General features: G+C 48.3%; 12 protein-coding genes. 8 read left to right on the top strand and 4 right to left on the bottom strand.

Translation table 11 applies throughout. The annotated features are described in order from the left end of the window. Window positions 1-7: 7 nt before the first annotated feature. From fis to L4C42_RS08520, 3 genes are all read left to right on the top strand, one after another. Window positions 8-304, top strand: coding sequence for a DNA-binding transcriptional regulator Fis (gene fis / locus L4C42_RS08530; RefSeq protein WP_042478607.1), 297 nt, complete (start codon window positions 8-10; stop codon window positions 302-304). A gap of 189 nt (window positions 305-493) precedes the next feature. Further along, on the top strand, window positions 494-922 hold the full coding sequence (locus tag L4C42_RS08525) for a VOC family protein (RefSeq protein WP_353497337.1): 429 nt from the start codon (window positions 494-496) through the stop codon (window positions 920-922). Between the two features lie 238 nt (window positions 923-1,160). Next, window positions 1,161-2,807, top strand: coding sequence for a methyl-accepting chemotaxis protein (locus L4C42_RS08520; protein ID WP_353497338.1), 1,647 nt, complete (start codon window positions 1,161-1,163; stop codon window positions 2,805-2,807). A gap of 48 nt (window positions 2,808-2,855) precedes the next feature. Here the strand turns inward: L4C42_RS08520 and zntR are convergent, their stop codons facing one another. After that, window positions 2,856-3,269, bottom strand: a complete 414-nt coding sequence (gene zntR, locus L4C42_RS08515; protein ID WP_353497339.1) for a Zn(2+)-responsive transcriptional regulator — start codon at window positions 3,267-3,269, stop codon at window positions 2,856-2,858. Between the two features lie 10 nt (window positions 3,270-3,279). Between zntR and L4C42_RS08510 the strand changes: the two genes are divergently transcribed. The 3 genes from L4C42_RS08510 (at window position 3,280) to purD (ending at window position 6,560) form a co-directional block, all read left to right on the top strand. Next, entirely contained in the window at window positions 3,280-3,459 is a 180-nt protein-coding gene (locus tag L4C42_RS08510; protein WP_418642301.1) for a hypothetical protein, read from the top strand. 102 nt (window positions 3,460-3,561) lie between these two features. Continuing rightward, window positions 3,562-5,154, top strand: coding sequence for a bifunctional phosphoribosylaminoimidazolecarboxamide formyltransferase/IMP cyclohydrolase (gene purH / locus L4C42_RS08505; protein ID WP_353497340.1), 1,593 nt, complete (start codon window positions 3,562-3,564; stop codon window positions 5,152-5,154). Window positions 5,155-5,273: 119 nt separating this feature from the next. Then, on the top strand, window positions 5,274-6,560 hold the full coding sequence (purD, locus tag L4C42_RS08500) for a phosphoribosylamine--glycine ligase (RefSeq protein ID WP_353497341.1): 1,287 nt from the start codon (window positions 5,274-5,276) through the stop codon (window positions 6,558-6,560). Between the two features lie 68 nt (window positions 6,561-6,628). On the opposite strand, the gene L4C42_RS08495 is transcribed toward purD, so the two are convergent. Next, window positions 6,629-7,315, bottom strand: coding sequence for a DUF1481 domain-containing protein (locus L4C42_RS08495; protein ID WP_353497342.1), 687 nt, complete (start codon window positions 7,313-7,315; stop codon window positions 6,629-6,631). A gap of 213 nt (window positions 7,316-7,528) precedes the next feature. Continuing rightward, a complete protein-coding gene (hupA, locus tag L4C42_RS08490; RefSeq protein ID WP_006073404.1) occupies window positions 7,529-7,801 on the bottom strand; it encodes a nucleoid-associated protein HU-alpha in 273 nt (90 codons plus the stop codon). Window positions 7,802-8,120: 319 nt separating this feature from the next. On the opposite strand from hupA, the gene L4C42_RS08485 reads away from it, so the two are divergent. Next, on the top strand, window positions 8,121-9,278 hold the full coding sequence (locus L4C42_RS08485) for a CNNM domain-containing protein (RefSeq protein WP_353497343.1): 1,158 nt from the start codon (window positions 8,121-8,123) through the stop codon (window positions 9,276-9,278). A gap of 95 nt (window positions 9,279-9,373) precedes the next feature. On the opposite strand, the gene L4C42_RS08480 is transcribed toward L4C42_RS08485, so the two are convergent. Continuing rightward, the gene (locus tag L4C42_RS08480) at window positions 9,374-11,263 is read right to left on the bottom strand and encodes an ATP-dependent zinc protease family protein (protein ID WP_353497344.1); all 1,890 of its coding nucleotides are present in this window, start codon (window positions 11,261-11,263) and stop codon (window positions 9,374-9,376) included. A 300-nt stretch (window positions 11,264-11,563) separates the two neighbouring features. On the opposite strand from L4C42_RS08480, the gene L4C42_RS08475 reads away from it, so the two are divergent. Further along, window positions 11,564-13,897, top strand: a complete 2,334-nt coding sequence (locus tag L4C42_RS08475) for a Tex family protein (protein ID WP_353497345.1) — start codon at window positions 11,564-11,566, stop codon at window positions 13,895-13,897. Window positions 13,898-13,940: the final 43 nt, after the last annotated feature.

The raw sequence follows: 13,940 nt of genomic DNA, 5'->3' as shown, positions 1-13,940 counted from the left end.
ACCGATTATGTTCGAACAAAATTTGACTTCAGAACCATTGACAGTTACTACAGTAACATCTTCAGACCAAATCACACAGAAGCCGCTACGTGACTCTGTAAAAGCGTCTTTAAAGAACTACCTTGCTCAATTAAATGGTCAAGACGTCACTGAATTGTATGAACTAGTTCTAGCGGAAGTTGAACAGCCGCTACTAGACACCATCATGCAGTACACTCGCGGTAACCAAACTCGCGCAGCAACAATGATGGGTATCAACCGCGGTACTCTTCGTAAGAAGCTTAAGAAATACGGCATGAACTAATTCGCCTCTAGCGAACTATTTGAGATTAAAGGGTCTGGAGCACACGCTTCAGACCCTTTTCTTTGTCCGAATCTCGCTCAAATCCCCCTCAACAACTAATCTTAGATTCCCTCTTGACCTCAACTTAACTTGAGGATTTACCGTTAACGTCAGCGATTGTTTTTATTCAAACACAAACAAGGAGACGTTATGAAAAGCTACGTAGAACACGCCAATATTACCGTAATAGATGCCGAGCACAGTGTTGGACTGCTACTTGCTGCACTACCTGACTGGTCGATCCGAGGAGAAGGTCGAACCGATGATTGGTTTGGTAAACCGATGCGCTGGTATCACGTTGGAACAGAAGAGAGTTACATCACTATCCAAGATGGCGGCGAAGGAGAGGCCGGAACATGGCAGCAGCCTTGGATTGGAGTTAAACACATTGGCATTGTGGTCGACGATCTAAAAAAGACCATTTCACGACTTGAAGACGCTGGTTACCCGCTTGATCACATGGGTGGCGAACACCCCTATCGTCAAAGTGCCTATTTTCAAGACAAGCATCATGTCCAGTTTGAGTTTGTCGAATATTTTTCTGAACTTGCCACTGAGCGCAATGACTATCAGTTATAGCTTTCGATTTGAGTCAACTTCAAAAGGAAGTGGGTTGTAATAAGTGGTTCTATACATAAGCAACCATGCCCACAAATGCAAAGCTGGGCTCAAACCCAGCTTTGTGACCCGCTTAATAATTAGACGATAGTGGCATAGAGTCAGCGCAGAACATGGCATAGGGTATAGCTATAACAACAATCAGCATGCCGAATGACTAAAGGTGATGCACTCTTTTTCCAAGAAAGGAATTCTTGCTATGACTACTCCGCTTCTGCGCCGCATTTCGATTCAACATCGACTGTTTCTGCTCATTGGACTCGTTTCCGTTGCTCTATTTATTCCACTCATTTTGGCACTGCTCGATTATCAGCAGTCATTAATGACCAACAAACAAAACAAGACCCAACACTTAGTGCAAACGGCTTATACCTTAGTGGAGCACTACCACCAGCAACACATCAAAGGAGAGATAAGTCTAGAACAAGCTAAGACAGGGGCAGCCAATGCCGTTCAAAGTCTTCGCTATGATGCCAATGATTACTTTTGGATCAACGATCTCACTCCCACCATGGTCATGCACCCAATGAAGCCAGCCCTCAATGGACAAGATCTTAGCCAAATTGCCGATCCCAACGGGAAGAAACTGTTTGTCGACATGGTTACCCTCGCTAAACAGCAGCAGTCAGGTCTGGTACATTACATGTGGCCAAAGCCAGGCTCTGAGTCTCCCGTCGAGAAAGTCTCATACATCAAACTATTTAAGCCCTGGGGCTGGGTAATTGGCTCAGGTGTTTATGTCGATGATGTGAATGCGCTCACTTGGCAAGCCATCCAAAAGGTATTGATGAGTGTCATTGCCGCTCTGGCTGTTATGTTGGCAATTGCCTATATCATTGGCCGCAGCATCATCAAACCATGCCGTGATACATTGGCGGCATTAGACGATATTGCCAGTGGCGATGGCGATTTGTCGCAGACCCTACCCGAAACCGGAAGTGATGAGCTGAGCCATATTGCGAAAGCGTTCAATCAATTCACCCACAAGCTCGAGAGCATCATTCGTGATATCAAGCCTGTCACCGAGGACATTACTCAAGCGGCCATCGCGCTAAATACCGTTGCTCAGCAAGGCGCAGCTCAATCAGAGCAACAGCAGCAAGCGGTCGATACTGTTGCCTCTGCGATGAATGAGCTTCATGCCAGTAACAGAGAAGTCGCGAATTCCGCCCAGCAGGCTGCTGAGGCCGCTCAGGAAGCGAGCTCTCAAGGTCAACACGGCGGTGAAGTGATTGAGCGTGCCACCTCACATATGCAGGCATTATCGATGCAGCTCACTGAAACGGACCAAAACATTCAGATGCTAGCAACAGAAACGCAGGAAGTGGGCTCTGTGCTTGAGGTCATTCGCGGCGTCGCCGAGCAAACCAATCTATTGGCACTCAACGCTGCTATAGAAGCCGCTCGAGCAGGTGAACAAGGGCGTGGATTTGCCGTAGTCGCGGACGAAGTAAGAACGCTTGCGACTCGAACTCAGAGCAGTACCGATGAGATTGAGCAGATCATTCAAAAGCTGCAAACCCAAGCGGCAGAGGTCAGCCAGTCAATGACGTTGACGCAACAGCAATCCACGGCAACTATCGAGCACACGGAACAAGCAAGACAAGCACTGCAGCAAATCGACCAACGCATCAGTGCCATTGCCTCTCTCAATGAGCTAATTGCCGCAGCGAGTTCTCAGCAAACCTTAGCGACCGATGAAATCAGTCAAAATCTGACGCAAATTGCCGATCATGGCAGCCAGTCGGCCAATGAGGCGAAAAAGCTGGCCGAAGCCAGTGAGCAATTGATGGAAAATGGCAACACTTTAAGTGTCGGTGTGGGCGCATTTAAAGTGCAATCGTAAGCCGCACTCAGTAATAAGGGAGGCAATGTCTCCCTTGTCTTCTCTTCGTCACGATTTTTCATCTGCGACTTCTAGAGCCGCGAGTATTGAGCAGTGGCTCGCGTCATGGTCATGTCCACAACAGGCATCATTGATCTTCTTAAGCGCGGCACGAATCCTGGTAAGTTCAGCGATTTTGTCATCAATGAGTTCAAGCTTGCTAGAGGTAATGGCTTTTACTTCAGAGCAGCTGTGCTCGGTGGCCTCAAGCTTAATTCCAAGCAGCTCTTTAATTTCATCTAAGCTCAGACCAACCTCTTTCGCCTTAAGAATAAAACGAACTTGCCTTTGACTCTCTTCATTATAAAGACGGTAACCCGAGTCACTGCGACCAACAGGAGCAATCAATTGGTTCTTTTCATAAAAACGCAACGTATCTGACGTCACCTTGCAGCGTTTTGCTAACTCACCTATTTGAAACATAACCGTTTAAATTAACCTCTTTGTTACAAAAGTGTTCTTTAGTAGGCTTTTTTGCACTTTTTTTGCCTATGCCAAACGATTGCGCGAGCTTTTTTGTAATAGATTGGTTAGAATACGCGCCATCGCCACCCCGGTGGTAAAAATACCAAGGGTATTTGCCCAACAGACGACTGGGTCGCCTCAATCATGAAAGAACCCGTCCTGTTTGGCAACTATCTTTAAATCCGCAGAGCAAACCAATCGTTTGCCCTGTACACAGCAACACAATCTGTGACTTTGAGGAAACAGAAGCATGAGTAACGCTCGTCCAATTCGCCGCGCTTTAATCAGCGTATCTGACAAAACTGGTATCGTTGAGTTCGCACAAGCACTAGCACAACGCGGTGTTGATATCCTTTCTACTGGTGGTACTGCTCGCCTTCTTGCTGAGCAAGGCATCGCAGTAACTGAAGTATCTGACTACACTGGCTTCCCAGAGATGATGGATGGTCGTGTTAAGACGCTACACCCGAAAGTACACGGTGGTGTGCTAGGTCGTCGCGGTCAAGACGACGACGTGATGGCGACTCACGGCATCAACCCAATCGATATGGTTGTGGTAAACCTATACCCATTTGCTGCAACCGTAGCAAAAGAGGGCTGTACGCTAGAAGACGCAGTGGAAAACATTGATATCGGTGGTCCAACTATGGTTCGCTCCGCAGCGAAAAACCACAAAGACGTAACTATCGTTGTTAACGCACACGACTACGAGCGCGTTATTGCTGAAATGGACGCAAACGACAAATCTCTTACTCTAGAGACACGTTTCGACCTCGCTATCGCAGCTTTTGAGCACACAGCCTCTTACGACGGCATGATCGCTAACTACTTCGGTACTATGGTTCCATCTTACGGTGAGAACAAAGAGGGTGATGCTGAATCTAAGTTCCCGCGCACGTTTAACCAACAGTTCGTGAAAAAGCAAGACATGCGCTACGGTGAGAACAGCCACCAAGACGCTGCGTTCTACGTAGAAGCAAACCCAGAAGAAGCGTCTGTATCTACCGCTCGCCAAATCCAAGGTAAAGCTCTGTCTTACAACAACATCGCCGACACTGACGCAGCACTTGAGTGTGTGAAAGAGTTTGATGAGCCAGCTTGCGTTATCGTTAAGCACGCCAACCCATGTGGCGTTGCGCTAGGTAAAGACATCCTTGAGGCGTATGACCGCGCTTACAAAACTGACCCAACGTCAGCGTTTGGTGGCATCATCGCCTTCAACCAAGAGCTAGATGCAGAAACAGCGAAAGCAATTGTTGAGCGTCAGTTCGTTGAAGTCATCATCGCACCTTCTGTTTCTGCTGAAGCAGTAGAAGTGGTTGCGGCGAAGAAAAACGTTCGCCTGCTAGAGTGTGGCGAGTGGACAACTAAGACGACGGGTTTTGACGTTAAGCGCGTTAACGGTGGTCTTCTGGTTCAAGACCGCGACCAAGGCATGGTATCGCTAGATGACCTTAAAGTGGTTTCTAAGCGTCAACCAACAGAAGAAGAGCTAAAAGACGCACTATTCTGCTGGAAAGTGGCTAAGTACGTTAAGTCAAACGCGATCGTTTACTCGAAAGGCGACATGACTATCGGTGTAGGCGCAGGTCAAATGAGCCGCGTGTACTCTGCAAAAATCGCTGGCATCAAAGCGGCTGACGAAGGTCTACAGGTTGAAGGCTGCGTAATGGCATCCGATGCATTCTTCCCATTCCGTGATGGCATTGACGCTGCAGCAGAAGCTGGCATTAAGTGCGTTATCCAACCAGGTGGCTCTATGCGTGATGACGAAGTTATCGCAGCAGCGGACGAGCATGGCATGGCGATGATCTTTACAGGCATGCGCCACTTCCGTCACTAATTCGTTTTTGGTTCTCCCCCTTGCTAAGGGGGAGTTAGAGGGGGTCAGTTTGCGAGATCGCTATTTACCCCTCCCAGCCTCCCCTTATTAAGGGGAGGAGCAAAATCAAAGGATATATTATGAACGTTCTAATTATTGGTGCTGGTGGTCGTGAGCACGCTCTGGGTTGGAAAGTGGCTCAGAATCCAAATGTTGAAACTGTTTTCGTCGCACCAGGTAACGCAGGTTCTGCGCTTGAGCCAAAGCTTGAAAACGTTGCTATTGACGTTGAAGACATTCAAGGCCTGGTAGCGTTTGCAAAAGAGAAAAACATCGAGCTAACGATTGTAGGTCCTGAAGCACCGCTTGTAATTGGTGTTGTGGATGCATTCCAAGAGGCCGGCCTAGCGATCTTTGGCCCGACTCAAGCAGCCGCTCAGCTAGAAGGCTCTAAAGCGTTCACCAAAGACTTCCTAGCTCGTCACACTATCCCAACTGGCGCTTACGCTAACTTCACTGAAATTGAGCCTGCATTGGCTTACGTTCGCGAGCAAGGTGCTCCGATCGTAGTTAAGGCTGACGGTCTTGCGGCTGGTAAAGGTGTGATCGTTGCGATGACGCTAGAAGAAGCAGAAGACGCAATCAAAGACATGCTGGCTGGCAACGCATTTGGCGACGCTGGTAGCCGCGTGGTTATCGAAGAATTCCTAGACGGCGAAGAAGCAAGCTTCATCGTGATGGTTGATGGTGAAAACGTATTGCCAATGGCAACCAGCCAAGACCACAAACGCGTTGGTGATAAGGACACAGGGCCTAACACTGGCGGCATGGGCGCTTACTCTCCGGCTCCAGTTGTCACGCAAGAAATCCACAACCGCATTATGGAAGAGGTTATCTACCCAACCGTTCGCGGCATGGCTTCAGAAGGTAACCCATATACAGGTTTCCTATACGCGGGTCTGATGATCGACAAAGATGGTACGCCTAAGGTTATCGAATATAACTGCCGTTTCGGTGACCCAGAAACTCAACCTATCATGATGCGTATGCAATCTGACATGGTTGAGCTTTGCCAAGCTGCGATCGACAAGAAGCTAGACCAAGTTGAGTCTAAGTGGGATCCACGTGCTTCTATCGGTATCGTTCTAGCTGCAGGTGGCTACCCAGCGTCTTACAACAAAGGTGATGTTATCTCTGGCCTACCAACAACAGAAGTGGAAGGCGAGAAGGTATTCCACGCAGGTACAGCAGACAAAGACGGCAATGTTGTGACTAACGGTGGTCGCGTACTATGCGCAACCGCACTAGGCAACACGGTATCTGAGGCTCAAGCGCGCGCTTATGAGCTGACTAAGAAGATCAGCTGGGACGGCATGTTCCACCGCAACGACATCGGCTATCGTGCGATTGCTCGCGAGCAAAAGTAATTGAGCCAAGTTCAAAATGACAAAGGGTGCCAATCGGCACCCTTTTTTAATTTGTTCTGGGAAATGTATTAAATCAGTTCAGGTCTTGGAATGCAGTCTTTGGCGCCATCGGCCAACATCAGTAACTGCTCTACCCTTGCGCCAGTCAACCGTGTGCTGCCCAAGAACGCCACATAGCTTTCCACTTCAGCCAAACGAGAAACCACAAAACTTGGTAAGCTCTGCTCAAACTTAATGTTATTGAATTCTATACCGCTGCACGTTTCTAGTGTCTCACCATCCCAGTGGCCTTGAACAAGCTCTAAGCCGTCACTGTCTTGCTCTTTTACTCGTTCAACTAACAGCGAAGCTTCACGTTGGTAATTTTCAAGCTGAGCTTTTTTCACTGGTAGCACTTTACCATTACGGCGGTACTGCTGATAAATCGCCTCACCCTCTTTGTTAAATCGTACGTGGATGCGGTAAGTCACGGATCCCGTTTCCAAGTCATTTTGTACCCCTTCACGTACAAACTCTCTCAGAGTATCGCCGCTCCAGCGATAATTTGATTGATACCAGCCGTAGTCATTCATGTTGACGTAATCAGCAGCACTATGAGGGCGAGTGAGTTTTTCGGTATACCAATAAAAACTGGTCGCATCACCCAATGTCTGGCCACCGGTATAGTCTGAAAATTGATTGATACTCGGAGAAGGAGAAGACGAACAGCCAAGCAAGCTAGCTGCGAGAAGCGAAACCAACAGTATTCTTTTCATAGTTGCGAGGCACCTCTATTGAACGCGCGATAAACGAATTACACCGAGTGACACAGTTAAGACAGTAAATGGTGCGTCGCGTTCAGTTAAATGAAGCTTAAAGTGAGGAGACAGATAGGTAATCGCGCTGATTCAAAACACGCTTAACAATCGATCCTGGGGAAGAATAAGATGGAGAGAACAGCACCGATGAAGCCATCGGTGCTGTAAAAATTATTTCACTGCGTCTTTCAGTGCTTTACCAGCAACGAATGCTGGAACGTTAGCAGCAGCGATTTGGATCTCTTCACCAGTCTTTGGATTACGACCAGTGCGAGCTGCACGGTGGTTTACTTTGAACGTACCAAAACCAATTAGTTGAACTTGGTCACCTTCAGTTAGCGCTTCAGATACGCCTGAAAGCGTCGCTTCTAGCGCTGCTTTAGCTTGTGCTTTAGATAGGTCAGCTTTTTCAGCGATAAAATCGATTAATTGGGTCTTGTTCATTAGGTTTCCCTTCTTCATGTTATCGAGTTAAAGCCCACTCTAAATCATAAAGCCCCCATCTGGCAAAGGTTTGTAGCGCTTCTTTATCGCTTATGACGTAGATTTAACCGTTTTATGAGCAATAACTCACAATTTGTTACCCAAAGATTAAGTTTGAAACCTTGTAATTTATTGCATAAAGTCCCATAAATGCACTGCGACTCAACTGATAAGCCTGATAAATTGGTCTGTCGCTACTGTTTTTAAGCACTCACCAACAATGCACAGGCTCATTTTTGCAGCAAAGTTAGGTTGATGTGTGCACTTACCTAGGAAATGAATGTTTCTTTTAACGGTTTATATTACTGTCGCTATTGGTGTCTCTTTTATCTGTTCGGTATTAGAGGCGGTACTTTTAAGTATCACCCCAAGCTATCTTGCTCAGTTGAGACAAAAGGGTCACCCTGCGGCAGAAAAGCTAACCAAGCTCAAAGCAGAGCTAGATAGACCCCTAGCGTCTATTTTGACCCTAAACACCATCGCCCACACTATCGGTGCGGCGAGTGCCGGTGCGCAAGCGGCAAAAGTGTTCGGTAGCCAATGGCTAGGCGTCTTCTCAGCAGTATTAACGCTGGCTATTCTGGTGTTGTCAGAAATCGTACCGAAAACCATTGGTGCGACCTACTGGCGTCAACTCGCTCCGGTTTCAGCCACTATCCTACGTTGGATGGTGTGGGCACTGACGCCATTTGTTTGGTTCTCAGAGCAAATTACAAAACGCCTAGCGCGCGGCCATGAAACGCCGAAAATGCGTGATGAGCTATCAGCAATGGCAATGCTAGCTAAAGAAAGCGGCGAGTTTGCGGAAGGCGAATCGAACATCTTGAATAACATTTTGAATATTCAAGACATCCCAGTAACGCAAGTAATGACGCCTCGTCCAGTGGTGTTCCGCGTACCGGCTGAGATGACCATCAATGAATTTTTGACTGAGCATAAAGAGACGCCGTTCTCACGCCCATTGGTGTACAGCCAGCAGAAAGACAACATTCTCGGCTTTGTACACCGCTTGGAGCTATTTAAGCTTCAACAGCAAGGCAGCGGCGAGAAGCAACTAGGATCGGTGATGCGCCCAATCCAGGTGTTGTTTAACACCATCATGTTGCCGAAAGCGTTTGAACAGATGATGGCGGCGCGCCTGCAAATCGCGATGATTGTCGACGAGTACGGCACCATTCAAGGCATCATCACTCTAGAAGACATCTTCGAGCACTTGTTGGGGCAAGAGATTGTCGATGAGGTGGACAAAACCACCGACATGCAAGAACTGGCTTATCAGCGCTGGGAAAACTGGAAAGAAAAACACAGCATCGTTGATAACTCAGACGATGATGACGAAGAAGCACCAGTCGAAAAGCCTGAGCCTCAAGCCCAAACGCCACAAAAAGCTGAAGAGACGAAAGACGAAACTAACTCTCAGGATAAGAAAGAGTCTTAAGCGCTCAATCTCAAAAAGCTCTGAATCTCTACAAGCACTCAAAATAAAATGGCCGCGAAGTTCGCGGCCATTTTTTTATATCCAGCAGGCTGTCGTTAGTGACTGCCTATCTCGTTGCCCAACAGGAAGTTCTCATCACTACTGACCACAACGCCATACTTGAGGAAGTTCTTACCGAGAATCATACTGTAGTGGAAACGAGAGCGGTCTTGCAGGTTCACACGTACTGTTTTCTCAACATCGCCAAGTTTCACGCGCATATTGACCACAGGGCGAACATTGGCCTTCTCCCCAGCTTTAGCACGAATGCGCATCACATCCACCACTTCGCGGGTAAATTCTTGCTTCATACCCATGTCATTGGTGTAGGTGAAGGTCACCATTTTCTTGCCATCTTTTTCAAACTGCTTGATGTTGGTCGCGTTCATTGAGCTGACGTCGGCACCCGTATCCAGTTTCACTGGGAAAGAGAGCCCTTCCACCGTGGCATTTTCAATATGCCCTGCCGTAAACACAGGGTAGGCATCGAGTAGGTTCTCACTGCGAGTATTCACCAGTACACCCGCCTTTGTGGCTTTCTTACCGATGATAAAGTATGGCTTATCCCCTTCATCGCTATCGAGTGCTTCAAGTGCAAACTCTACAGTAACGGTGCGATCACCAACGATGAACTCACCATCGACCACCGGCCTTACCGTATCGCCCACTTTGATGCGGCGTAAAATAGTTTTGCGGATCTTCTCTTCATTGCCTAAATCACTCGACAAGTAGTACTCCACTTTGTCGCGACCCTTAGCTTCAATGATTTCGAAACTGCTGACTTTCAGAAGCGGCGTGTTTACCGCAAACGACGGTTCGGCATCAAGCTGAACACCATCGAGGATCAAGCTTTCCGTTGGTGAGACCACCAGCGGCTTGTCTTTCATGCGAGCTGCAAAGCTCTGCTTTTTCTTCTCAAGCTTTCCTTTAGCGCCGGTATCGACAATAAAGTTCTTGTTAAGCGTATTCAGACCTAGACGAAGCTGAGTGCTCTGCTTCGAGCGATCTTTAAGGTAAACCTGAATCGTACCTTCAAAGTCTTTACCACCTTTAAATGGTACAAAGATCATTGGGTACTCATTGCCTGACACTGAAAGCATTTTCACTAACGGATAAGTGACACGTTTTTGTGCGCCTTCCTTGCCAACCAAATCGAAGCTTACTGAATTGGCTTTTTTGTCTACCTCAATATTTTGCGCATTGAGAATGCTGTAGTTGTTCGACAAAGAGATGCTGACGTCTACCGGCACATCTGTCACCGAGCCGGATTCTCGGCGACCAATCACTTGCGCGTCTTTTTGTTCTTGCAGGTAGTCGTATCCAGCCATAACCCAAGCGTTGTTGGCTAGGAAGGTCTTACCGATCAAAATTGGGGCGCTAAAGCCGCTTCGGTCGGTAAGGTTCACTTCCGTGTCCACGGTCTTGCCAGCAATGGTCATTGGCAAAGTGACAACTGGGCGGTAGATAGGCGTCGAACTGGTGCGGCTTCGAATGACACTGGTGCGCGTCAATGGGCGCTCCATTTCAATCTTTTCACCCGTGTAAGGGTGGCGCAAAGTGAAGTTCACTACGCCTTGGAAGTTGCGCTCGTCATTATCGAACTCTTTTAGCCACCAGTCACTCGCTGAGCCACCATACTCATCGACGATGGTTTGCATCAGCTTCTCGTCACTGAGTCCTTGGTACTTAGGATTGTTACTGATGACCTTAATGTCTTCAGCGTGCATTGATGTAGTATCAGCGCCCGTATCGATTTTACCGACAAATGGAATGCCTTCGAGCGCTTCAATATCTTGGTAGTAAACACTTTCAACGCGTCCAAGGACAATCTTATCCTCAATAGAAAGAACCGGTGCTTGTGTAGTAGAGAGATCTGGTGCAGCCATAGCCCACCCGCTTGTCATTGTGGCTAGAATTAACGCCAATTTAGTTGCTGTAGTTTTCATTTTAATACATCCATTCATCGACTGGCTCTAAATACGCATGAGTTCCTAAGACAACGGTCGACTCACTACGTTTACCGACTCCCTTAAACTTTACAGAAAATCAACGGAATATCCACGCGATTATCAATAAATTAGCAATTCCTCGTTTGGTTTCACCTTTCTCCATAGCAGAAACGTGTATCAGAAACGTGGCGCAGAAAAATGACCAGGGAATTGCAAATCACTGCTGATGCCCTTATATCCTATGGATATCTAGGAGTGCCCGCGCACTCCCCACACAACAAAAAAGAGAATACACGGATGAGCCAAGCTATCTGTCAACTGATTGCTAAAGAGCTGAACGTCAGTCACAAGCAAGTTGAAGCCGCCGTTACCCTAATTGATGACGGTAACACAGTTCCATTTATCGCTCGCTATCGAAAAGAGGTCACTGGGGGGCTGGATGATACTCAACTTCGCACCTTAGACTCACGTTTAAGCTACCTGCGTGAATTGGACGACCGACGTCAGACGATTCTGAAATCCATCGACGATCAGGGCAAGCTTACAGCAGAGCTGCGCAGTGAAATTGAGAATGCGGACAACAAAACTCGTCTTGAAGATCTGTACCTACCTTACAAACCTAAACGTCGCACCAAAGGTCAAATTGCTATTGAGGCCGGCCTTGAGCCTTTAGCCGACTTGTTGTGGACAAATCCAAGCAATGAACCTGAAACTGCTGCGTCGAGTTACATCGACAGTGAAAAAGGCATTGCCGACAGCAAAGCGGCTTTGGATGGCGCGCGTGCCATCATTATGGAGCGCATCGCAGAAGATGCCGACCTACTCGAAAAAGTGCGTCAATACCTAAATCGCCACGCTGAACTGCGCTCACGCGTTGTGACTGGCAAAGAGCAAGACGGTGAAAAGTTCAAAGACTACTTTGAACACGATGAGGCAATGAGCAAAGTGCCGTCTCACCGTGCACTGGCGATGCTTCGCGGCCGTAATGAAGGCTTCTTGCAGCTATCGGTTAACGCCGACCCTGCCAACGAAGAAAACGCTCGTGAGTCCTACTGCGAAACTCTGATTGCTGAGCACTACGGCATTCATCTTAGCCAGGCACCGGCAGATGCATGGCGCAAACAAGTCATCAGCTGGGCATGGCGCATTAAAGTCTCCATGCACATGGAAACCGAACTGATGGGCGCACTCAAAGAGCGCTCTGAAGTCGACGCGATTACGGTATTTGCCACCAACTTGAAAGATCTGTTGATGGCCGCGCCCGCCGGTCCAAAAGCCACGCTTGGCCTCGACCCAGGTCTGCGCACCGGTTGTAAGGTCGCGGTGGTAGATGCCACTGGTAAAGTGCTCGCAACCGACACCATTTACCCGCATGTTCCTCAAAAACAGTACGACAAAGCCGCCCATGCAGTGGATAAATTAGTTCGCCAATTTAACGTCGATTTGATTGCCATCGGTAACGGCACGGCATCGCGCGAGACCGATAGTTTTGCAGCAGATGTCATCAAACGCGGTAACTTAAAAGTGCAGAAGATCATCGTCAGTGAAGCCGGCGCGTCTGTGTATTCAGCATCTGAACTGGCAGCAAAAGAGTTCCCAAATATGGACGTATCCCTGCGCGGTGCGGTTTCTATTGCGAGACGTTTGCAAGATCCACTGGCGGAGCTTGTGAAGATCGACCCTAAATCCATCGGTGTGGGTCAGTATCAGCATGATGTAAGCCAGACCATGCTGGCTAAGCGTCTCGATGCCGTTGTGGAAGACTGTGTAAACGCTGTCGGTGTTGATGTAAACACCGCTTCTGCTGCGCTACTAACTCGTGTCGCGGGCTTATCTTCCACGCTGGCACAAAACATTGTCGACTACCGTGATGAAAACGGTCGCTTCGAAGCTCGTACCACACTTAAAAAAGTGGCGCGACTTGGCCCTAAAGCGTTTGAGCAGTGTGCTGGATTCCTACGTATCATGGATGGTAAGAACCCGCTTGATGCATCAGCCGTGCACCCAGAAGCTTACCCTGTGGTCAAAACCATTGCGGAGAAAACCGGTCGCGCAATGAAATCTATCATCGGTGACAGCAGCTTCCTTCGCACCGTCAATGCGGTTGATTACACCGATGAGACCTTCGGTCTACCAACGGTCACCGACATCATCCGAGAGCTAGATAAGCCTGGTCGAGACCCTCGCCCAGAGTTTAAAACGGCAACCTTCGCTGAAGGTGTCAACACTATCAACGATCTTGAGCCAGGCATGGTTCTCGAAGGCGTCGTTTCGAATGTGGCTAACTTCGGTGCGTTTGTGGATATCGGTGTTCACCAAGATGGTTTGGTGCACATCTCTGCGCTAACTGACAAGTTTGTCGCTGACCCGCGTGAAGTGGTGAAAGCCGGTGATATCGTAAAAGTGAAAGTCATGGAAGTGGATGCAGGCCGCAAGCGTATTGGTTTATCAATGCGCCTCAACGATGAACCTGGTGCGGATAACCGCCCCGCTCGTTCAAACAAACCCGCCCGTGGCAACCAGCGTGACAATCAGTGTGGCGGTCAACGTCAACGTTCAAATCACCAAGAAACAGGCAGCAGTGCGATGGGTGGGGCATTCGCTGCCGCCTTCGCGAAAGCGAAAAAGTAACCTGCCCAAAAAAGCAAAAAGAGCACCTTGAGTGCTCTTTTTG

This window comes from Vibrio wakamikoensis (assembly GCF_050337275.1).
GTDB classification, from domain to species: Bacteria; Pseudomonadota; Gammaproteobacteria; order Enterobacterales; family Vibrionaceae; genus Vibrio; species Vibrio chaetopteri.
Note: the sequence above shows the minus strand (reverse complement) of the source record. Positions and strands in the feature narration are given on the sequence as shown.